The organism is Chitinophagales bacterium, assembly GCA_016787225.1.
In the GTDB taxonomy this organism is placed as follows: domain Bacteria; phylum Bacteroidota; class Bacteroidia; order Chitinophagales; family JADJOU01; genus CHPMRC01.
This window is the reverse complement of sequence record JAEUUY010000021.1, coordinates 91,145-114,157: the sequence shown is the minus strand read 5'-3', so window position 1 is coordinate 114,157 and position 23,013 is coordinate 91,145. Positions and strand designations below refer to the sequence as shown.

General features: G+C 37.2%; 15 protein-coding genes. 3 read left to right on the top strand and 12 right to left on the bottom strand.

What is annotated here, in order from left to right; all coding sequences use genetic code 11:
* The 4 genes from JNL75_07575 to JNL75_07560 all read right to left on the bottom strand — a co-directional run bounded on the left by JNL75_07575 (nucleotide 1) and on the right by JNL75_07560 (nucleotide 7,537).
* Nucleotides 1–654, bottom strand: coding sequence for a hypothetical protein (locus JNL75_07575; protein MBL7789666.1), 654 nt, complete (start codon nucleotides 652–654; stop codon nucleotides 1–3).
* A 116-nt stretch (nucleotides 655–770) separates the two neighbouring features.
* Nucleotides 771–3,527, bottom strand: a complete 2,757-nt coding sequence (locus JNL75_07570) for a T9SS type A sorting domain-containing protein (GenBank protein ID MBL7789665.1) — start codon at nucleotides 3,525–3,527, stop codon at nucleotides 771–773.
* A gap of 549 nt (nucleotides 3,528–4,076) precedes the next feature.
* Nucleotides 4,077–6,830: a T9SS type A sorting domain-containing protein gene (locus tag JNL75_07565; protein MBL7789664.1), complete on the bottom strand. Its 2,754-nt coding sequence runs from the start codon at nucleotides 6,828–6,830 to the stop codon at nucleotides 4,077–4,079.
* 155 nt (nucleotides 6,831–6,985) lie between these two features.
* A complete protein-coding gene (locus JNL75_07560) occupies nucleotides 6,986–7,537 on the bottom strand; it encodes a DUF1599 domain-containing protein (GenBank protein ID MBL7789663.1) in 552 nt (183 codons plus the stop codon).
* Between the two features lie 80 nt (nucleotides 7,538–7,617).
* Here JNL75_07560 and folP point away from each other — a divergent pair, with 80 nt between their 5' ends.
* The 3 genes from folP (at nucleotide 7,618) to JNL75_07545 (ending at nucleotide 10,766) form a co-directional block, all read left to right on the top strand.
* Nucleotides 7,618–8,475: a dihydropteroate synthase gene (gene folP, locus JNL75_07555; protein MBL7789662.1), complete on the top strand. Its 858-nt coding sequence runs from the start codon at nucleotides 7,618–7,620 to the stop codon at nucleotides 8,473–8,475.
* Between the two features lie 138 nt (nucleotides 8,476–8,613).
* Entirely contained in the window at nucleotides 8,614–9,714 is a 1,101-nt protein-coding gene (ychF, locus tag JNL75_07550; protein MBL7789661.1) for a redox-regulated ATPase YchF, read from the top strand.
* Between the two features lie 26 nt (nucleotides 9,715–9,740).
* Nucleotides 9,741–10,766 (top strand): hypothetical protein, encoded by a 1,026-nt coding sequence (locus tag JNL75_07545; GenBank protein ID MBL7789660.1) that lies wholly within the window; start codon nucleotides 9,741–9,743, stop codon nucleotides 10,764–10,766.
* On the opposite strand, the gene JNL75_07540 is transcribed toward JNL75_07545, so the two are convergent.
* From JNL75_07540 to guaA, 8 genes are all read right to left on the bottom strand, one after another.
* Entirely contained in the window at nucleotides 10,747–12,330 is a 1,584-nt protein-coding gene (locus JNL75_07540) for a glycosyltransferase family 39 protein (GenBank protein ID MBL7789659.1), read from the bottom strand. The two genes, JNL75_07545 and JNL75_07540, sit on opposite strands and share 20 nt — an antisense overlap.
* A gap of 37 nt (nucleotides 12,331–12,367) precedes the next feature.
* Nucleotides 12,368–14,068 carry an amino acid permease gene (locus tag JNL75_07535; protein MBL7789658.1) on the bottom strand — a complete coding sequence of 567 codons (1,701 nt, stop codon included), beginning with the start codon at nucleotides 14,066–14,068 and terminating at the stop codon, nucleotides 12,368–12,370.
* 59 nt (nucleotides 14,069–14,127) lie between these two features.
* A complete protein-coding gene (locus tag JNL75_07530) occupies nucleotides 14,128–17,835 on the bottom strand; it encodes a gliding motility-associated C-terminal domain-containing protein (protein MBL7789657.1) in 3,708 nt (1,235 codons plus the stop codon).
* A gap of 32 nt (nucleotides 17,836–17,867) precedes the next feature.
* Nucleotides 17,868–18,170, bottom strand: coding sequence for a hypothetical protein (locus JNL75_07525; GenBank protein ID MBL7789656.1), 303 nt, complete (start codon nucleotides 18,168–18,170; stop codon nucleotides 17,868–17,870).
* Nucleotides 18,171–18,423: 253 nt separating this feature from the next.
* On the bottom strand, nucleotides 18,424–19,464 hold the full coding sequence (locus JNL75_07520; protein MBL7789655.1) for a PorV/PorQ family protein: 1,041 nt from the start codon (nucleotides 19,462–19,464) through the stop codon (nucleotides 18,424–18,426).
* A 61-nt stretch (nucleotides 19,465–19,525) separates the two neighbouring features.
* Nucleotides 19,526–20,101 (bottom strand): SMC-Scp complex subunit ScpB, encoded by a 576-nt coding sequence (gene scpB, locus JNL75_07515; protein ID MBL7789654.1) that lies wholly within the window; start codon nucleotides 20,099–20,101, stop codon nucleotides 19,526–19,528.
* Between the two features lie 7 nt (nucleotides 20,102–20,108).
* Nucleotides 20,109–21,365, bottom strand: coding sequence for a hypothetical protein (locus JNL75_07510; protein ID MBL7789653.1), 1,257 nt, complete (start codon nucleotides 21,363–21,365; stop codon nucleotides 20,109–20,111).
* 1 nt (nucleotide 21,366) lies between these two features.
* Nucleotides 21,367–22,908 carry a glutamine-hydrolyzing GMP synthase gene (gene guaA, locus JNL75_07505; protein ID MBL7789652.1) on the bottom strand — a complete coding sequence of 514 codons (1,542 nt, stop codon included), beginning with the start codon at nucleotides 22,906–22,908 and terminating at the stop codon, nucleotides 21,367–21,369.
* Nucleotides 22,909–23,013: the final 105 nt, after the last annotated feature.

The following is a 23,013-nucleotide window of genomic DNA, read 5'->3' as shown; positions in this document are numbered from 1 at the left end:
CTAATACTTTTCCGTATCTACCGTTTTTTTCTTCTTCTTATTTCTCCCTAAAAAGTTAATGAATTCGGCCCATGCAAATGGATTCGCGATATTATTAGCAGGCATCAATCCAGTACTCAATCGCAGATTATCTTGATTATGCTGTTGTAAATAACCTGCTCTATTTTCCGCTAGACTTGGCATCATACCATCGCGAATCTGGGTCCACCGCTCATATTGAAGATTCTGATAAGCTATGACGAGGTCATCTTCACTAATATCTAAATCCAAAACTGCCCTTTTCAATTCATCTACATTTTTCCATGGAACTATAACTACGGTATTGAGCCTATTCGTATCACGAATCATAGCTTGCGTTGCAAAAAAACGATCGCGCTTTATATTTTCAGGTATTATTAATACACTTTTTTTAAATCCTACAGCTGAAAACTCAACAGTGTCTCCTCCTTTCACTACCAATGAAAAAAAACCATCTGGCCCTGAATAGGCACTAGACCTTCGCGATTTATTTTTGATAGTCACAAAAGCAACTGGCTCTACAGAGTCATTATATGATATCAAAGTGTTACCTGAGAATTGAATTAAATCAGAAGGATTCTGACTTGATAATGAAATATAAGAAAACAATCCTAATGCTAAATACAGTTTTTTCATTATAAAAGTGAGGAATTTATAAAACAAAGCTAAGTCGAATAAAATTCTTATATGGGTTAAAAAAACAAAAGGCAGCTCATTACGGCTGCCTTCTTGCTTAAAAAATGAAAATTTATTTAATGCTTGACAATTATCTTTCCTCCTACGATATTGTTTCCATCTTCGACTCGAACTATGTATTTACCGTTATTTAGATTACTCACATCGGTATTGATCATATTATCACCTGATATCGCACGATATGCCATTCTCTTCACAACTCTGCCTGCTATATCATAGATGGCTATCGTATAATTCGCTCCCATCTTAGATTCAAACGATATATTTATCTTATCTGTGGTAGGATTAGGATAAATATCAAATTTAATGTTTACATTATTGATATAATCTATTCCGCTTCGCACCTTCTTTTCATAAGTACAAATAGAAGAACCTTTTTTAGGAAATGGAACTCTCCAAAATCCTCTTCCATGACTACCTGCATATAGTACCGTACAATTTTCATCATTGAGGTGATTTACCCGAAGTTTAAATACTGGAACACGTCCTATATTTTTATTAGCTTCACGCCATACAGGTGAGGCAGCGCTGATATCCTCTGTCTCCCAGATACCAAATTCGGTACCTACCACCACATGTTTTTCATCCTCTGGATCTATGGCACAGGTATAAACTGGCATCACCGGCAAGTTTCCTTGTTTACCTACAAAGCTGCTACCATTTGTCGATAAAAAAACCTTATTTGTACCGCCGAAGCCAATTTGTGTAGCAACTACATAATTCCCATTCGTTTGGTGAACGTACAAGCCACCTACAGGACCTGTAATTCCAGATAGAGTAGTCCATGCCAAATTAGGTCTTTTCAGGCAAGGTTGATTTCTAACCGATAAATCTATTCCAAAAGAGTCTAAATCTTTGAGTGTTGTATTTTTTCTAACTCCTCCAGCACCATATAAATATACGGTCCCGATATCCTTTGTACTATGAATTCCATATATAATACCTAAACCAGCATTTTCCCAATTTGTAAATGCCGTGGGTTGGGTTGGTATGTGAGCGTTCGATGAAATGGTATACTCACCAGATGAATTGAAAATAAAAAGAAATGACTTATCTACTTCATCAAATAATCCTGGTTGTTCCTTGATTCTTTCTACTAATCCAAGTCTTGTATGAAATGCAACTCTTGAAAACGCTCCTCTCTCCGAAACGCAACCTGCCGCTAATGACTTGTTAGCAGACGTAAGATCTGTTGTCCTAAATACAGACCCAAAATACAAAGAAGTATAAGCTGTTTGATAATTATTAGCTGCAGAAATAGCGCAGTCAAAACCATCCCCTCCTAGTATCTGTAATCCAATATTATTATTATTTGTAAGGGTAATAAATTGTGTTCCATTATCCTGTGTTCCTCCTACAAGTTCCCCATACTTATTAACAGCCATATCATAAAACTGAGTTATATTTAAACCGGTAGTGATTGGTTTCCAACTAGGCGTTGGGAATGAAGAAAAAGAGTTAAAAGTTATATAAGGTCCCCCATCTGTGCAAACTACAAAGGTATCGGGTCTTGTAGGGTGAAAAGCAAATTCATGCTTATCTGCATGAACTAAATTGGATCCTAATGAAGCAGGAGATGTCCAATTAGTAGCCTGTACCCAACCGGTGCTCCTAGACCATGAATATGATCTTATAGACCCCCCAAGGAAAATTTTCCTATCATCACGAGGATGAACAGCCAGACATAAATCATAAAAACCTTGACAGCCCATAGAGGAGCAAAGTGGACTGAGGCTAGCATCTGACCTTCCTATCAACTCCCAAGAAGCACCTCCATCTTCGGATAGAATAACGTATTTGAGGTCACCTCCACGAGTTCCAGTGATACCACATGCATATATCTTTTCTGGATTAGTAGCAGAGACAGCTATTCTTACATGTTGATTGCCTTCTGCGGTCCATTCTGGTCTATTATTGCCGATCAAATCTGTGAAAGATACCCCTCCATTTGTTGATTTATGTACCCTACCATTCCATGCAGCGTAAATAACAGTAGCATCATGCGAAAATTCTACTTGAGCTATCACTGCTGAACTAGGCACCGCTGTAGATTTAGTCCATGTAGTTCCACCATCTTTAGAAACTTGCATACCTTGATCTGTTGCGGCAAAAACAATATTATTATCTAACGGATGGCAAGCTATGTCTAAAACGCGTCTAAACTGAGAAGGCAAAGGATTTGTCAAAGACCCATTAATCGTAGACGTAAGATGGGTAAATTCTTCCTCATCTGCTTTCTTTTTATATATTCCATGTCCATTAAATTGTGAGCCAAATGCTGCGTTTGGAGTATTTCCCCAGTATTCCCCAGTACCTACATATATGTCGCCATCCTTTGATTGGGTCATACATCCTATCGGCATCACTTTGAAAATATCCGTCATATTCTTAACGGGTTTCCAATTATGTCCTAAATCTTCAGATACGAACATTCCTCCAGAGACACCACCACAGTATACTCTACCTTCTTTGGTTTTATCGAAAATGAATCCACGGGTTCTACCAGACTGCTGATTAGGACCTTGCTCTTCCCATTCTAATTCCTCACCTCTAGCAGGCAATCTATTACCTGACAGTTTTTCGATTTCAGCAAGAGCATTGTACCAATCCTGTATTTCCACTTGTCCAGTGATTACATTGCGTAATTGATTGGCGCGTTCTTCTGCCCTTCCTTCTATTCTAGTCTCTAGCGGCAACTTCTTTGACTTTTTATAACCAGCCATATACTCAAAGTTGTTCATTGGACGACTAGCTAAAAAACCTAATAATGCAATAAATAAAATAGAAAATAATACTAAGTTGAGTTTCTTCATAAATTTAATTTTTAATTTGGTGATAGCTAATTTCTAGTCAATACACTTAAAAAAATGACTTTGTTCCAACCTCGAAATTTTTAAATTGATTTTACTAGATAATAAAAAAAAATAAACAGCTTAATGCTTAATATATATAAATTTGCTTAATTTTCTGCAATAAAAAGTTGACAAAAAAGTCCGAATTTAGCTTGAAAATCATACATTTACTACAACTTCATATGGTCAAACCCATAGTAAAACTTTGCTAAAAAAATACAGTAGAAGTTTTTAATTCGTGATAATATCCATGTAATACCAATAGCGGTTTTAAAATGGTCCAACCCATTTTAAAACCTTGCTATGGTAAATGCCGTAGCTGTATTTGTTTAGTGCAATGAGCCATGCGACATTGGACTATTACTAATACGCTTACGGTATAAAATAATACAAATACCATTGCGCTAATCTTTTCAATTTTTAATGCCTACTTAAAATAGAAATTCGGATAGTAAAAAACAAAAGGCAGCCCAATACGGCTGCCTTCTTGCTTAAAAAATGAAAATTTATTTAATTCTTGACAATTATCTTTCCTCCTACGATATTATTTCCATCTTCTACTCGAACTATGTATTTACCGTTATTTAGATTACTCACATCGGTATTGATCATATTATCACCTGATATCGCACGATATGCCATTCTCTTCACAACTCTGCCTGCCATATCATAGATGGCTATGGTATAATTGTCTACCTTCTTAGATTCAAACGATATATTAATTTTATCAGTGGTAGGATTAGGATAAATATCAAATTTAATGTTTATATTATTGATATAATCTATACCACTGCGAACTTTTCTCGTATAGTCACATGTAGATTTGAATGGAAATGGAACTCTCCAGAATCCACGTCCATGACTACCTGCATATAGTACCGTACAGTTTTCATCATTAAGATAATTTACCCGAAGTTTAAATACTGGTACGCGACCAATATTCTTGTTAGCTTCACGCCATACAGGTGAGGCAGCGCTGATATCCTCTGTCTCCCAGATACCAAATTCGGTACCTACCACCACATGATTTTCATCATCTGGATCTATGGCACAGGTATAAACTGGCATCACCGGCAAGTTGCCTTGCTTACCTACAAAGCTGCTACCATTTGTCGATAAAAACACCTTGGTAGTACCACCAAAGCCTATCTGTGTAGCTACAACATAATTAGCATTCGTTTGGTGAACGTACAAGCCACCTACAGGACCTGTAATTCCAGATAGAGTAGTCCACATAAGATTTGGTCTTCTTAGGCAAGGTTGGTTGGTTGTAGAATTATCTACAGGAAAAGAGTCTATACTAGCCAGTGTGGTGTTTTTTCTCACTCCACCTGTACCGTAGATATAAATTGTGCTTATATCCTTGGTACTGTGTATACCTAAGATATCACCAATTCCCCCAGACTCCCAGTTAGTAAATGCTGTAGGTTTTGAAGGAATATGAGCATTGGTTGAAATGGTATATTGTCCATTATCATTAAAAATAAATAAGAAAGATTTTTCAACCTCATCAAAAACACCTGGGCTCACCTTAACTTTCTCCACTAAACCTAAACGAGTATGAAAACCTACATTCGAAAAATTTCCACCTTCTTCTACACAACCAGCAGCCAATGCCTTGCGAGTAGTAGTTAGGTCAGTAGTTCTAGATACAGAACCATTATAAACCGAGGTGTAGGCCGTTTGATAATTATTAGCTGCGGAAATAGCACAATCAAATCCATCACCCCCACTAATCTCTAATGCTACATTGTTTTTGGATGTCAGTGTAATAAACTGGGTACCATTATCCTGTGTTCCTCCCACAAGCTCTCCATACTTATTCACTGCCATATCGTAAAACTGAGTTATATTTAATCCAGTAAATATTGGCTTCCAAGTAGAATTAGGAAAAGAAGAAAGTGAATTGAACGTTATATAAGGTCCCCCATCTGTACAAATAACCATAGTATCAGGTCTGGTAGGATGAAAAGCAAATTCATGATTATCAGCATGAACCAAATTCAAGCCAAGAATTGCCGGTGAATTCCAATTGGAAGCCTGAACCCATCCCTGATTTCTAGACCAGCCGTAGGCTTTTACAGAACCTCCTAGAAATATTTTATTATCATCACGAGGATGAACCGCCAAACATAAATCATAAAAACCTTGACAACCTAATGTGGAACACAATGGACTAAAGCTAGCATCTGATTTTCCTATTAACTCCCAAGAAGTACCTCCATCTTCGGATAGAATAACATATTTCAGATCACCTCCTCGAGAAGAATTAATACCACAAGCATATATCTTATTAGGATCCGTAGATGAAACGGCAATTCTTATATGCTGTTTACCATATGCAACTTCAGCTGTAAACTGCGTTCTAGTGCCAATCAAATCAACAAATGATGTACCGCCATTCGTTGATTTATATACCTTACCACCCCAAGCAGCGTAAATAACAGAGCCATCGTGTGAAAACTCAACTTGTGCTATTACTACGTTAGGAACAGCTGTTGATTTCGTCCACGTTGCACCAGCGTCTTTTGAAACTTGCATACCATTATCAGTAGCTGCAAAAACGATATCGTTATCCAAGGGATTGCAAGAAATATCCAAAACTTGCTTAAACTGAGCCGGTTGAGGATTGGTCAATGAACCATTGATGGTTGATGTCAAGTGCACAAATTCTTCTTCATCGAATTTTTTCTTATAGATACCATTACCATTGAACTGAGAGCCAAAGCTACCAGCAGGATTATTGCCCCAGAACTCTCCTGTACCTGCATAAATGTCTCCGTCTTTTGATTGAGTCATGCATCCGATGGGCATCACCTTGAATACATCTGTCATATTTTTTACTGGTTTCCAATTATGTCCGAGATTCTCAGAAACGAACATACCACCAGAAACACCACCACAATATACTCTACCTTCTTTAGTTTTGTCAAAAACAAATCCACGTGTTCTTCCACCTACTTGACTTGGACCTTGATCTTCCCACTCTAGTTCTTCACCGCGTGCAGATAATCTGTTGTTAGAAAGTTCCTCGATTTCAGCTAAAGCTTTATACCAATCATTTTCATCCACTATGCCAGTAACTACATTGCGAAGCTGATTAGCACGCTCTACTGCCCTACCTTCAATTCTACTTTCCAATGGCATCTTTTTAGATTTTTTATACGAAGCCATGTATTCAAAACCTTTCATCGGTCGACTCGCTATGAATCCAAGCAAGGCTATAAAGCAAAATGAGAATAATACTAAGTTGAATTTCTTCATAATTTTAGTTTAAATTTGTGTATCGCAAAGATATTTTTAAAAGTCTCAAAAATATAACTTTTTTTCCAACAATTAATTTTTTCTAAAGAAAATGCTACATTTTTTAAATAAAATAAAATTACCTAATAAAATGTGCAATTTAAGACAAATTTTAACTAGCCCAGATTCTCTTCAGAGAGTTTAATAATGCAAAAAATAGAGTAATTTAATATATCCTGGTAATTGGAATAAGCTCCTTCTGAAATGGAGGTTTGACCTTGATTGTCTTCGATTTGCTTTATTCTAAGGAGCTTAGCTAAGATAATATCCGTCATAGAGGAAACTCGCATATCTCGCCAAACTTCACCATAATCTGTATTTTTTCGCTGCAATAAATTCAGAGTATCATCCACTATCTCTTCATAGCTCGTTTTAAGGTCTTCAAACAACATAGCACTTAATCTTTGCTCTTCATGACTAGCTATTATCATAGCCATAATACAATAATTGATTATACTGTGAAACTCTTCTTCTTGTGTATCTCCTATGACATTTTTCTTTGACTCCTGAATATTGCGAATACGCTTAGCCTTAATAAAAATTTGATCGGTCAATGAACTCAAGCGCATAATAGTCCAAGAGATACCATAATCTTGATTTTTCTTTAAAAAGACATCCTTGCAGTCAGCTATGATTTTTTTAAAAGAAATTTCTGTTGAATTTTTCATATTTGAATTGCAAATATAATTGAAAAAGTTAAAGCTAAATTAATCCTTACTTTTGTCAACTAGGAAATCAACATAGATTAATGAAAAAAGATAGGTCAATACAGCACAGTTTCAATATAAATATAAAGGGTTCTCTCTTCACTATCGATCAACCTTTAGTCATGGGGATTCTAAATCTTACACCAGACTCATTTTATGATGGTGGCTTTTATTCGACAACGAAAAATATCCTTTTACAAACCGAAAAAATGATAAAGGATGGTGTTGATATCATCGATATTGGAGCTATGAGTTCACGGCCTTATAGTAAAGAATTGCCTTTAGACGAAGAGCTCTCAAGAATCAGAAGTATCTTGCCAGAACTAATTAAAAACTTTCCTAAGACCATATTCAGCATCGATACCTATAGAAGTGAAATAGCAGAATATGCAATAGACAATGGAATAAGTATCATTAATGATATCACTGCAGGGCTGAAAGATCCAAAGATTTTGCAAGTAGCAAAAAAGTATGGTGTTCCCTATATAGCAATGCATATGCAAGGTATGCCTCAAAATATGCAAATTAAACCTGATTATCAGAATTTAATACAAGAAATCATGTATTTTTTTAGTGAACGACTCCACATGATGCGAAGAATAGGTATCGTCGATATTATATTGGATGTCGGATTTGGATTCGGGAAAAGTCAAACGGATAACTTCTCACTTCTTAAGAACCTAGCTATATTTCAAGAATTTAACTGTCCGATCTTAGTAGGTATATCCAGAAAAAGCATGATATATAAATGTCTAGGAAATACGCCACAGGAAGCCTTAAATGGCACTACAGCCCTTCATTTTGAGGCATTGAGAAATGGAGCTAATATACTGAGAGTTCATGATGTACAAGAAGCTAAGGAGGTCATAAAGTTATACATGGAATACCAAAAATCCTAGAAATACTATGTTTAACCACATGCCTCTAGTCAACTAAGAATAATTTCGCCTCAAGTCGCATTACTAGAGAGAATTAATAAATAAATTTTTTCATCTACATTTGTACTTTTAAATATTTCAAAAAAGTTAGTAAGTAAGATGGGATTAAAATGTGGGATAGTAGGATTGCCAAATGTAGGGAAATCAACAATTTTCAATGCATTGACGAATGCAAAAGCACAAGCTGCCAATTTTCCTTTTTGCACGATAGAGCCGAATGTAGGTGTGATTACCGTTCCAGATCAAAGATTGACAAAAATTTCAGAAATTGTAGTACCTGAAAAACTTGTGCCTACAACGGTAGAAATCGTAGATATAGCAGGTCTGGTCAAAGGAGCCAGTAAGGGCGAAGGACTAGGCAATCAATTTCTAGGTAATATCAAAGAAACCGATGCCATATTGCATGTTATACGCTGTTTTGAAGATGCCAATGTTATCCATGTCGATGGAAGTGTGAATCCTGTTCGCGATAAAGAAGTAATCGATATAGAGCTACAGTTAAAGGATTTAGAAACGGTTACGAAAGCCATGCAAAAATATGAGAAGCAGGCTAAGGTAGGCAGTGACAAGCAAGCTATAGCAGCTATGGAACTACTCCAGCAATATAAAGCCTGTCTAGAAGATGGAAAGTCTGCTAGAACAATTGCATTTAGAGATGATCAAGAATGGATCGTTAAAACACTTAATTTATTGACCAATAAACCTATTCTCTATGTGTGCAATGTGGATGAAGCTTCGGCTAAAACTGGCAATGAACATGTAGAAGCATTGAAAAAATCCGTGAAAGACGAAAATGCAGAAGTACTCATTATCAGTGCTGCTATAGAAGCTGATATAGCTCAGTTAGAAAATTTTGAAGACAGAAAAGCATTTTTAGCAGACTTAGGTCTTGAACAATCTGGGGTAGAACAATTGATTCAAAAATCTTACTCTTTATTGAAGTTAATCACATATTTCACCGCAGGTGTCAAAGAAGTTAGAGCGTGGACTATTCATGAAGGAGACACTGCTCCTCAGGCTGCTGGAGTCATTCATACCGATTTTGAAAAAGGGTTTATACGAGCTGAAGTCATCGCCTATCAAGATTTTATAGGTTTAGGAGGTGAGGCAAAGGTAAAAGAGGCAGGAAAATTGAGGGTAGAAGGGAAAGAATATCTGGTCAAGGATGGGGATATTATGCATTTCCGCTTCAACGTCTAAAAATAAAAGCCATCTAGCTAAATCCTTTGGACAAACTAAAAGCCTTTTGGAAAGAACATAAGAAGATAAATGTCATTATCTTAAAGTTTGGTTTAGCTGCTCTCCTATTCTACAATTTGTATTCAAAGTTCTCCGAAAAAGGATTTCAGGAGACCCTAGAAATATTTCAGCGCGAGTTTGCTTCTGATAAATTATACTATTTATTTTTTGTTGTATTTCTTACTTTCTTCAATTGGGGATTCGAGACACTGAAGTTTTATCTCTGTGTTCAGCGTGTTGAAAAAATTAGCTATTGGTTAGCCTATCGCGGTATCCTATATGGTAATGCCTTAAATCTTATTTTCCCGGCCAGTATAGGTGAATTGACTGGCCGTCCTTTAGTATTAAAATCAGAGAATCGGATACATGGTTCAGGAGTTGCATATTATGTCAGTATAGTACAAAAGGTAGCATCCCCATTGGTTGGGCTCATATTTCTAACTTATGCTCATTTTCATGGATTCTTGTCTCAAGAAAAAATAAACATTTTTTCCTTCGGATTATCTATAGCAGGTATCATATCTCTCATATCTCTCATAGACGTACTATTTTGGTTATTTATGTACCTCAAACCAGAGATTATGATTAACTTTCTCGCTAAAGTAAAATCTCTGCGCAGTATATTCGAAACTATCGGGGAATTTTTACATTATAATTTAGCTACAAAACTAACGCTAATCGGAATAGGCTCTATTCGCTTTTTTATTTTCGTGACACAGTATTGGTTACTGATGTTTATCTTCTTCAATGATTTCCCTCAACTAGAATTTTATGTTCTCTGCGGTGTTTATTTCTTAGCTCAGTTTGTCATACCCTCTATGGGAGCTCTGGATGTAGGTATCCGTGCTAATTTAGTTTTGTTCGTATTCAGTCTATATACAAAGAACTTTGCTCAGCTTATGGCAGTTAATTACTTGATCTGGATAATCAATCTATTAATTCCATCCCTTTTCGGATTTTATTTAATGCGAAATACAATCAATCCATTTAAGGTCAAGGCTGGGAAGCTTTGAGACCTTTTCGCTCAGCTATAAAAAAAGTATCTACAAAGCCTTTATCACTTTTAAATCCGTATATAGTAGTTAGTTTAAAGGAGTCCAGAATACTATCTAAACAATGAAGATTTCTACGCTGAAGCATAAAGAGCTTGTGACGAGAATATCGAAGCGTATCCATGGTATGCTGGTCGTAATTTTCTCTAGGAGAAGTATTAAATCGATATCCATTCCAAGCCAAATAGACAGGCAAACTTGACATAGAATAGTCCGCAGAAAAATAAACATGTTTCGGAGAAGAATTTAAGGACACCAATTTCTCACTAATAGTTTTAGGGAATCTTCGAGTGGATTCAAAGGCGGGTAATGCTATGCCCCAAGCTATTAAATGAAGTCCAAAGGCGAAAATAAATGCTATCTCCGGTAAGCGATGTTGTAGCCATGGAATTTTAATTTGGATCAGATAGAGAACCCCAAAAATAAACAACAAACAAATCACAAGTAGGTAGGTTAACTCGAGATTATCAAATGGAATCTTGTTTTTAAAAACAAATATACCGAAGCCGACAATTATAAAAAAGACACCGAGTGCTAGCGAAGAATAGCGTATAAACTTAGAAGAATTGGTTTTAAAATTAATGATGGATTGTGCTATATAGATAAACCATATAGGAAGGACTGCAAAGGCGTAGGATGGCAACTTGCTCGTCAAGACTTCATAAAATAACCATCCAGAAATTAACCAAGTCGATTGGAACAACAATTGGCTAGACTTCTCGCGTTTGATAAAATCAAGAAATAGTCGCTTCAATGCATGTGGTAAGAAAAGCATCCAAGGAAGGAAGCAGAGGATAAAAATTAGCAAATAATAGCCTATAAAACCAGTATGATTATTCACCGTACCTGTGGTTCGTTTCAAAATATACCAATCCACCCACCAAAGGAGAAACTCACCACCATCTTGATGCCAAGAAAGTCCTGCCCAGATAATAAATGGTATTAAACTAACTATAGAAAAAATCAGCAACTTTAGAAACTCTCTTCGTTCCTTTCCTAAAACAAAGGCAAGCCCCAAAGATCCCAATGTGGTGATTAAAATCGGTGGACCTTTGGTAAGCACGCCAATAGAAGTAAAAAATAATAACCACCAAAGCCACTGATTTTTCTTAGACTCCAGATATGATAATACACTGAAATAACTGCCAATGAAGCAAAAAACTAAAGTAGCATCCGTCATGCCTATCTTTCCATAAACTGGCAAAAGAAGACTTCCCATAAAAACTAACGATGCCCAGTTAGCTAGCTTCTGAGAATACAATCTTTTTGAAAAGTAGTATACTAAAATCAAGGAAAATAATATGGCTAAGACAGAGGGAATTCTTGTAGCAAATTCAGTATAACCAAAAATAGAATATGATGCCGCTATCATCCAAAAATGAAATGGAGGCTTTCTATGAGGCCAGCTCCATTCAAAATCAGGAATGATAAAGTTACCCGTTTCCAGCATATTATAGGCAAACCCCGCATAAGCTGCCTCGTCTTGTTCCCATAATGCCAAGCTATCATTATTTAGGAATAACAAAATAGTGAATAGCAAGAGAACAAGGTACTTCAAAGTATTAGGTATGGAGTTTACTATTCTTATGACTGTATAAAAAATAAACTACCAAGCCTATCAGCATCCATATCAAAAAATAAATCCAATTTATCAAAGTCATACTTGTCAATAAATAAGCACAACTCAGCAAACCTAATATGGGAATCAAAGTAAATCTTTTTCGGAATGATAATCCTGTAAAAATAACTAAGAGACTATAAAATAGTATCAAGGCATAATTGGTTACATTCGCATCGGCATATTCAAAAAATGAAACACCTAAAAGTGAAAATGTTTTATCACATTGATAATCGAGTAAAAGGGATTTAAAATATGTGGCGCCAGCATCATGAAAGAACCCCCAACACACTAGACTGACAAGAATAAGCAACAAAGGTAATCGGGCATTTATATTCGGCAAGCTAAATTTAGATGGGTCTTTATCTTCTTCTGGCAATAATAAAACACCACCACATACTAGAACAAAAGCAAATAAAGTGGAAATACTGGTAAAATCAATGACCAAATCATAATCTACGAATAAGATGGGAATCCCTACTACCAAACCAGTCATAATAGTTGCATAGCTAGGTGTTTTAAATTTCGGATGAATTTTTGAAAACTTCTTAGGCATTAATCCATCTCTACTCATAGACATCCAGATGCGTGGCTGCCCCATCTGAAAAACCAGGAGAACACTGGTCATGGCTACGATAGCACTCACACTCACCACACCACCTATCCAGTGCATCCCCTTTTCAAAAAATACGAAGGCCAAAGGATCTTTTACATTCAAAAGCTGATATGGTACTATTCCTGTCAATACTAATGCCAATAAGATGTATAAAATGGTACAAATGAGTAAAGCATAAAACATGCCTTTAGGCAAATCGGAATGCGGATTTCGACACTCTTCCGCAGTAGTGCTGATAGCATCGAAGCCTATATAAGCAAAAAATACCGAAGACACTCCAGCCATGACACCCGTAAACCCATTGGGCATAAAGGGATTCCAGTTGGCTCCATCCACATAGAAAAAACCTACCGTTATCACTAAGACAATAACCGCTACCTTCAAAAATACCATGAAATTACTGAAGTTCTTAGACTCCTTTATCCCAATGTATACAACAGCCGTAATCAATATATTGATGATAAAAGCTGGGAGATTCACTATAATTTTAAGCCCAAACAAATTAGGGGCAGAGGCGAAGGCTGCTGCATATTTATTAGATAGTCCTGCTTGAAAAGCTTTCTTTGCTGTAGGATAATCCACTCCAAGCCAATCGGGTAGACTCAGACCTAAATTTCCTAAAAGGGACTGAAAATATTCTGACCAAGAGATAGCCACGGCTATGTTTCCTATACTGTATTCCATGACTAAAGCCCAGCCGATAATCCATGCAAAAACCTCTCCAAAAGTAGTATAGGCATAAGTATAAGCACTACCTGCAGCTGGTATTCGCGATGCAAACTCGGCATAACACATGGCAGTAAAACCAGAAGCTATGGCAGCAAAGACGAATAGAAATATGACCCCAGGACCACCACTAAAACAAGCTTTTCCTATCGTGGAAAATATTCCAGCACCTATGACGGCTGCTATACCGAAGGATGTCAAATCCATCACCGAAAGATTCTTATGCAGTTTATCTCGCTCCTCCAATAGATTGTGACTCTCTATGATACCTTTGATAGTTTTTTTTCTAAATATTTTACGCATAGGTTCAACTATATTTTCAGTAAATATAGATATGTAGGTATGAAATCCAATGTGAAAAGTTATCGCACCACCATCACTTCTCCGCTTTTCGTAAAACTTCTACCTAGATAGGAATAGCGAAGGGTATAGCTATAGAGTCCATTGGAGGAGGGTTTGCCGAGATAGCTGCCATCCCATCCTTTGGATAATGGATAGTGTTCATAGACTTTTTCGCCCCAGCGATTGAAGATTTGAAAATATTCTATTCGGATATTCCCATTGGTGTTGGGAGTGAAATAGTCGTTCAATCCATCACCATTGGGTGAAAAGGCAGTAGGGAATTCTATAATCGGCTGGTCTATAGCGTAGATATAGAAACTCATTTTTTCTTCACAGTCCGTTAGATTCCATGCAGTGACCTCAAAGGTCTTGTCTTCATTGATTTGTGGGCGGAGGGTCGGTGTTTGTTCACCAGTATTCCATCGGTAATTTTGCGCTCCCCTGACTTGAATCGTACTTGTCTCGCCTTTTATGACGGTATCGGATTGCTTAGTGAGAGGTGTGAGTGTGGGTCTCTGTTCTCTTCGGTAGTGGTAGGGCTGATAGAGGCTATCGCAGTAGGGTGGTATTAAGCTTTTTATCGTATCATGGGTAAAGAAGCTCGTGGTTTTTCGTTGTCCTTTGTGTATGATTTCTTCACAAAAATCTATCGTCTTATCTGCGAGATAGCTAGGTCTTGGTTCGGTGATATAGACTTTGTGCTTGGTGACAATACTATCGCAGAGGAGGTAGTTTTTAATCGTTTCCGTAAAGCTATCATTTCTGGTGAAGGTCTGTGCTCCATAGGAAAATGCACGGCAAGCGTTGTGGTTTATAGTTTTGTATTCGGTAGCAGGTAGATGAGTGAGGTAAATGGTTAGAATGCTATCACAACCTTGAATTGATTTATAGGTTTCTTGATACTTGCCCGGGCTGGTATAGCTTCGATATAGCTGTCCTGCACAGGTAGTATGGCGTATGGTATCATAGAGCACGAGACCAAAGCTGAGATTTAGCGTAACAAAACTATCACATCCGAGGTAATTGGTCAAGGTATCTCTGTAACTGCCTGATTGAGTCAAGGTTTGGTTATTAAATATGAATGATTGGTTTTTACAAAGATTACGAGAAAAACTATAAGTCGTGCTATCAATAATCGAAAGTGTCAAGATAATAATGCTGTCGCAGCCATTTTTATTTAGCAATTTATGCGAATACGTTCCAGCACTGGACAACACCTGACTATAAAAATTATAAGAATTCCCTCTACAGATTATCTTGACTTGCTTATTTGTGTCTATTGGATGTACTGTCAAAATCAATTTCAACACACTATCACAGCCACTAGCAGTCGTCAAGGTATCAAAATAAGTTCCTGACTGCTTATAAAATTTTCCTCCGAAGAAACTAGAATCACCTGAACAGATTCCTCTTGGAAGACTTGTTTCAGAAATAGGTTTGGGGATAAAGTTGTAGAAAATATGACTATCACAGCCAGCGATATTTTTCAACGTATCACGATAAAACCCAGCTATCGTCAATGAAGACCCATTAAATATTTTGGGCATATTGCCACAGAGGGTATCATAGATATGGCTAGTGTCGACTGTTCTCACTGTAAGTGTGAGCGTAACTATGCTATCACAATTTTGCATCGATTTGAGGCTATCACGATATTCCCCTGATATTTTATAGTATTTGCCAGCAAATAAACTGCTATCACCTATGCAGATAGCTCGGCTAATAGGAGTCTGATAAATGGGCTTGGGTATAAAATGATAGAAAATATGACTATCGCAGCCATTGAGTTTATACAGAGTATCACGATAGAGCCCTGCTATAGTCAGATTCTGGTTATTAAATGTCTTAGGAATATTATCGCAAAGGGTATCGTAGATATGAGTAGTATCGACTGTTTTTATATATAGATTGAGAATCACAAGGCTATCACAGCCCACAAAATTCGGCAGGGTATCTCGATATACACCTGCCGTTTTGAGTGTATCTCCATTGAATATAAATGATTTGCCTTGACAGATATATTTATCTATTCTAGTAGTATCCTGATGCACTTTTACTGTGATGGAGGAATAGGCAGGGCATCCCGTAGAGTTCGTAGCGGTGACTTTAAAGGTATCGGTCGTGCTGACTTTGATACTTCGTGTAGTAGCACCTGTACTCCAGAGATAGCTCGCAGCAGGGCTCGCAGTCAGCACCACAGTATCTTTAGGGCAGATATTGGTGCTTTTAGAGGAGGTAATGATGACAGGAGCGGTCACACAATTGTTCCACTTGGATATAAAAACTTCTTCGGAACTACCACCAGTAGGGCTTGTAGGGTTATTCAAAAGTGCAACCATAGTATATGTGCTAGCTGTCGGGTTAAAATCAACCGAATCTTTAAAATGTCCGGTCGTATGAATATTTCCTGCTTTTGACACAGCTATGCCATGCCCCCAAGTCTTAAATTTACCTCCAATTGAGTGAGCCCAGACAAAATTCCCCAATTCATCTAGTTTGGTTACAAACTGATCTTCGGGTCCACTAGCTGTCAAATTATGACTTGCGGCGCCAGGGTTCATATCGGAAACCCATTGAAAGGCTCCAGTGCTGTATATATTATTCGCCGTATCTAGGGCTACTGACTTACAATATTCATTACCAGCTCCACCCATGGTTTGAATCCAATTAAGAACCCCACTACTATCTAGTTTCCAAACAAACATATCATTGCCACCGGCGGATAACTTATTGTAAACTCCTGCATTGGGATCAAAATCAACCTGATGCTGAAAATCACCTACTGCGATTACTTTATTTTTTGAATCTACTGCCACAGAATAGGCGACATCATCCCCAGGACCACCAGCAGATTTAGCCCAGATAAAATTGCCTGCGGTATCTAGTTTTAGAATAAAGGCATCTTTAGCTCCATTGGTTGGTACAATATACTGGCTAGTGCCAGGGTCAAAATCACAACTATCCGAAAAAAAACCTGCGATGACCAAATTCCCCAATCTATCAAAAGCTAATGAATGCGCTCTATCCTCCTTTTTACTTCCTATCCTCCTTGCCCAGATAAAATTGCCATTGCTGTCTAGCTTAGATATATATATATCATAATTACCAGCAGACGTTAAATTGTATACCCCACCTCCTGGGTCGAAGTCCACAGTATTAAAAAAACAACCTACGGTATATACATTACTATGATTATCAACCTTAATATCAAAACCACCACCCCACAAGGACTCAAAGGCTCTTGCCCATTTGAATTTACCATTGGCATCGAGCTTGAGTATAAAGATACTGGTAGTTGCGTTCGGTATAATATAGTCGCTCGTATCGAGGTCAAAATCGGTCGTATCTTGAAAACTAGAGGTGATGTATACATTGGATTTCAAATCTGTAGTGATACCATATCCACCTGGTGGTATAAAAATAAAAGAATTATTCGGATATTGAGAAAACATAAATCCCCACTTAAAAACACCACTCGAATCCACCTTGGATACAAACATTTGACTATGGTATCTGCGCACAAAAGTATCGGGACCTTGATCGAAAATCAAACGTCCTTCAGCCATACCTGTAGTATATAGATTCTCGTGTAAATCTAGGGTCGTGGCATATCCCCTGTCACTTTGAGATAAACCCCTATGTGATTTTGCCCATTTAAAATTGACCTGTGCATAACCACTAATATGCAGTAGCAAAAATACTAAGTAAAAAAAGATTCTGTTTATCATATAAATATAGTCAACGATTGGTTGTTACTTTATTATTGATATAAAGATTTAGTTCCCGAAGGTCCTAGACCTTCGGAAAGTGGATTTAGTGTATCCTTTTCGTATTTTTCTAGCTGATAAGCCAATCCGTCGTTTAACAAGAAAATTTTTAGATTTCCTTGTTTATAAATAAATTTAACTTCGGGAGCTGGTTTAGCGTCGGGGTATTTAATTTGACCGAGGTTTTGTTCGAAGGCTGCACTAGAAGAAGCTAGAAAATTCTTGGAATGTGTAGAAGGTTCGCCTGCATAAAGGCAGATCCCTACCAAAGTACAGAAGCCGAAAAGCACCTTCATTTTCAACACGATATAATCGTTTTCTTTTCACAAATATATAATGAAATTGTTCATTTTCAAGATAAATTTAGGTATCGAGATACGTTCCTATCGCACTATCATCACTTCCCCACTTTTCGTAAAACTTCTGCCTAGATAAGAATAGCGAAGGGTATAGCTATAAACAAAACTTCCATGTTTCCAACTAATTTTACTTGACAATTCGGGTGATAAATACTATAAAGGTGTATAGAGCCATTCTAAGGCTAGACAATCACCTCCTCAGCCATTCATTCATCTTCATCGTAAAGCTAAAGGTATGATTGATACCTATAGGACCGAAGCGCGAAAAGGAATAACCTAGGTCGAATTTTCTGGTATAAATACCGAAGCCAAGACCCAGACCAGTAAGTCCTCGCATATTATCAAAAGAGTTCTCTAAGCCACGTTTGACATCATAATTGGCGCCTAGTTTAAATGCCTGACCAATATTGACTTCAAGTCCGAAAACAAAATGACTCATAATAGAAGACACTATGCTAGGCTCTCGCAAGCGGTATAAATTATTCTGCGGCCAAAGCCCATAACCTCTTCCCTCTTCGGCAGTGGTAGCTGCATTCCAGTGGTAGAGTTCTTGAGTCATGATAATGATACGTAATGGATTATTTTTAAACTTCTTGCTAATAGCAAACTGAATATCGAATGGCGTCATACTAGTTTGGGTTCTATCACCTACAAACTGATAACCAATATTCTTTAGTAAGAGGGTAGCGTATATCTGACGCTCATCATCGCGATACAGCATCGATAGATCCGCTGCAGCTCCAATCATGTTAGCCAAAATATAATTGGCATAAGCCAATTTGACGGTAGCACCAAACTTATAATGCTCATAAGTCTTGGAGGCTGCGATATAGGCTGAAAACTCATTAGGACTAATCGTACCAGATTCCACGCCATTGATGTCTATGCGGCGTTGTTTTCCATAATTGATAAAATTGACTCCCACGACAAAAGGAATATCAAACTTATAATTATTCATAGAATACGCCACATGACCATACAAAGATTGAAAATACAAACTACTGGTAGCCAACAATTTTCCCCTACTACTAAACTCTAATAGCGCAGGATTGGCGAGAACCAGATCGATATGTTCGTCAGGTACAGCTATAGCAGACTTTCCTAAATAGTTGTGCCTGGCAGAACCGGGTATGTTTAAAAATTTGAATGACGAAGACTCTAAAATATTCTGACCCAGCAAACGATAAAAACACCCAAGGATGAAAATACAATGGATAAGCGTCTTTATCATAGGTTTTGATATTCCAATCTGCTATTACTGATAACAAACTCCAAATCGGCTAAAATATTGTCTATTCGGCATTAGATTCTTCAGGAGAAACTCCCAGTTCGTTGTCCTTCACTTGAATTTCAGTTAGCTTAGGTAAATCCTCTATAGAATGAATCCCAAAATAATCCAAAAATTTTTCCGTCGTACGATAGGTCGCTGGGTGACCTGGACTATCTTTTCTACCCGAGATTTCTACCAGTTCTCTTTCCATGAGTCTATCTATAGCATAATCTGAAGATACTCCACGTATGGTTTCTATATCCAATTTGGTACAATCTGGCTGAAAGGCTATAATGGAAAGTGTCTCTAACGCAGACTTTGAAAGCCTCCGCTTTTGAATAGTTTCGATATAATTAACGATATATGGATAGAATGCAGATTTAGATACAAAGGAATAACCAGATCCTGAGTGCTGAATCTCTATTCCATATTTATCCATTTGATACTCGTACTGAAGCTCTTTGAGTGATTCTAAAATAGTGACATCTTCTATCTCTGGGTGTTCCTTCCTTATAATACTACATATCTCTTCCTCTTTGATAGGATTGGGAGAGGAAAATAAAATGGCTTGTATAATAGGTTTTAAGGCTATACTCATGATGATATTACTCTTTTTGCTCAAACTCTTTTACCCAACCATTACTGGTGGCTCTTAAAAGATTTTTTAAATCATTCTCGAAAAATAATAACCCATTACTTGCATCGTAAATTGGTCTCATTTTGATATTCATATAAACTCCTTTGTGTATGTAATCCTGAACAGAAAGAGGAAATTTCACTCCATAATTATTGAGCACTGTAGCTACATATAAACCCACGTCATAACCCAGAAAAACATCAGCCACCGGTCTATCTTTAGTCAATGCAGCATAATCTGATTTTACTTTGCTGAGTTGACCTGGATTATTCTCTAGATAGGCATCGGTATATACTCTGGCATCCAATGTATCTAATAATGTCTTACTAATCTTATGATTCAATACCCAGTAATTATGTCCAAACACACTTATATTGTGAGGTTTAAGCTTTACTAGCTTGCCTAAAATCTCATTGACCATGGTGGTCTCATAATACCCTATCATATAGACCGCATCACGCGTTGTATCAAGGTAATTTTTAAAATTCAAATCCGAATTATACTCTAGCAATTTTAAGCGCTTAGAGCCATCCTTCTCGGACATAAACTTAAGATAATTTGCTACCTTGCGTTCAGCCTTATTCATACCATCATATACATAGAAAACATCCGTATTCCTTTTGTATTTGTCCAGAATAATTTTTACATAATAATCATAGTAAACTCTATTCTTTGGAGCATGAAACTTAAACACATAAGGATTATCCTTAGCGACTATATCAGATGAATTTTGCGCTAAAAACATGGGGATCTTCTTTTCCTTGCAATACTTAGCTACAAGGACAGCCTGCGAAGAATGGAATGGAGCAACCACAACATCAAACTTTTTCTTAGACATTTCGTCTATAATCAAATGCGTAGATGAATCATTGCGTTCATTATCCCAGATATGAAAATTAAATTTGGCGTTCATTTTTGAAATCTGAGGAAAAGCCAGATTGACACCTTCCCAAAAACCCAAAGCCTCTCTGGATTCGGACGACATAGCAGCAGGTCTTTCTTTCCCATCACTTTTTACAATACTGCTTTTCTTAATAGGCAATATGAAAGCAACATTGTATATAGCCTTTCTGGAATAATTTAGAGAATCGAGATGTCTATATGGGTTTTCTCGTTGTATAGGGGTAACCGTATTTTCCACATTAGGACTATTCTCATCTTCTACAACCTGTGAAAAGCTGAAATAGCAACTAACCGTAAAGATAAAAACAATAAACTTTCTCATTTTATTCCCATTCTATGGTAGCTGGTGGTTTAGAACTGATATCATACACCACACGATTGATTCCTTTGACATGATTTATAATTTCATTGGAGATTTTAGCTAAAATTTCATAGGGCAAATGTACCCAATCTGCCGTCATACCATCGAGTGAATGCACACAGCGAATAGCGACCACTTGTTCATAGGTTCTCTCATCTCCCATTACGCCTACACTATGCACCGGTAGTAGGATAACTCCGCTCTGCCATATTTTTTCATACCAGCCACTTTCATGCAGATTTCTGGTGAGTATGGCATCAGCTTCCTGCAGTAATTTTACATTCTTAGCATTGACCTCACCTATGATTCTGATACCTAAACCTGGACCGGGGAATGGATGTCTATTCAAGATATGAGGCGGAACTCCCAAGTCCTTACCCACTCTGCGAACCTCATCTTTAAACAGTAATCTGAGTGGCTCTACAATTTTCAATCCTAATTTCTCTGGCAATCCGCCTACATTATGATGCGATTTAATAGTAGCACTAGGTCCATTGACGGATAATGACTCTATCACGTCTGGATAAATGGTTCCCTGAGCTAGGTATTGTGCATTGTCTATTTTCTTAGCCTCTTCTTCAAATACCTCTATAAATACACGTCCAATAGCCTTGCGCTTGGCCTCTGGTTCAGTGAGCCCTTTCATTGCAGTGTAAAACTTTTCGGAAGCATTGACGCCAATTATATTCAAACCACTTTCTTTATAAGAGTGCAATACATCCTCAAACTCATTCTTCCGCAGTAGTCCATTGTCTATGAAAATACAAATCAACTGTTTGCCTATAGCGCGATGAAGCAAATATGCAGCCACAGAAGAGTCTACTCCACCACTCAAGCCTAGTATAACATAATCCTTACCAATTTTTTCTCTAAGCTCTATTTCCTGAGTATGAATAAATGACTGTGTCGTCCATTCTGCATGACAATGACAGGCATCCTTCACAAAACGCTCGATAACTTCCTTTCCACACTGTGTATGTGTCACCTCTGGGTGAAATTGAACCCCAATTAACTCATTTATAAATAGACCCTTATTAGATGCAAAAGCAGCTACGATTCCGTTTTCTGTCTTGGTAATGGTATGGAAATTAGCACCAACATCTACAATACTATCACTATGACTCATCCAAACCTCAGTATGGTCTTCGACGTTTCTAAACATGGTGTGGCTGTGATCGAAAATGACTTTAGCTCGCCCGTATTCTCTAACCTTACTTTTAGAAACTGTTCCACCATGATTTTTGATAGTATACTGCGCTGAGTAGCAAACCGCTAAAACGGGAACATGATTCGTGATTCCTTCGATATCAATCTGTGGACAATTCTCATCTAATGATGAAAACGGGCTGCCAGAGAGAATAACACCTTTAATGGTTTGATCATTCCAATCAATCTCCTTGTGAAAAGGGATAATCTCACAATAGACATTTAGTTCTCGCACTCTTCTGGCTATCAATTGTGTATATTGCGAACCAAAATCTAAAATCAGTAATTTTTCTGTCATTCTTAATTCAATCCGCAAAGATAGTTGCTACAGCTTATTAACTTTGATTTTTGTTTTATTTTTGCGTTTTCGACAAGACCTGAACTTTAATTATCAACCATACCA

Coding starts and splice junctions, on each gene's coding strand:
- JNL75_07565 (MBL7789664.1), bottom strand. CDS start 6,830: ATGAAGAAATTCAACTTAGTATTATTCTCATTTTGCTTTATAGCCTTG.
- JNL75_07575 (MBL7789666.1), bottom strand. CDS start 654: ATGAAAAAACTGTATTTAGCATTAGGATTGTTTTCTTATATTTCATTA.
- ychF (MBL7789661.1), top strand. CDS start 8,614: ATGGGATTAAAATGTGGGATAGTAGGATTGCCAAATGTAGGGAAATCA.
- JNL75_07560 (MBL7789663.1), bottom strand. CDS start 7,537: ATGAAAAATTCAACAGAAATTTCTTTTAAAAAAATCATAGCTGACTGC.
- JNL75_07535 (MBL7789658.1), bottom strand. CDS start 14,068: ATGCGTAAAATATTTAGAAAAAAAACTATCAAAGGTATCATAGAGAGT.
- guaA (MBL7789652.1), bottom strand. CDS start 22,908: ATGACAGAAAAATTACTGATTTTAGATTTTGGTTCGCAATATACACAA.
- folP (MBL7789662.1), top strand. CDS start 7,618: ATGAAAAAAGATAGGTCAATACAGCACAGTTTCAATATAAATATAAAG.
- JNL75_07510 (MBL7789653.1), bottom strand. CDS start 21,365: ATGAGAAAGTTTATTGTTTTTATCTTTACGGTTAGTTGCTATTTCAGC.
- JNL75_07530 (MBL7789657.1), bottom strand. CDS start 17,835: ATGATAAACAGAATCTTTTTTTACTTAGTATTTTTGCTACTGCATATT.
- scpB (MBL7789654.1), bottom strand. CDS start 20,101: ATGAGTATAGCCTTAAAACCTATTATACAAGCCATTTTATTTTCCTCT.
- JNL75_07520 (MBL7789655.1), bottom strand. CDS start 19,464: ATGATAAAGACGCTTATCCATTGTATTTTCATCCTTGGGTGTTTTTAT.
- JNL75_07525 (MBL7789656.1), bottom strand. CDS start 18,170: ATGAAGGTGCTTTTCGGCTTCTGTACTTTGGTAGGGATCTGCCTTTAT.
- JNL75_07570 (MBL7789665.1), bottom strand. CDS start 3,527: ATGAAGAAACTCAACTTAGTATTATTTTCTATTTTATTTATTGCATTA.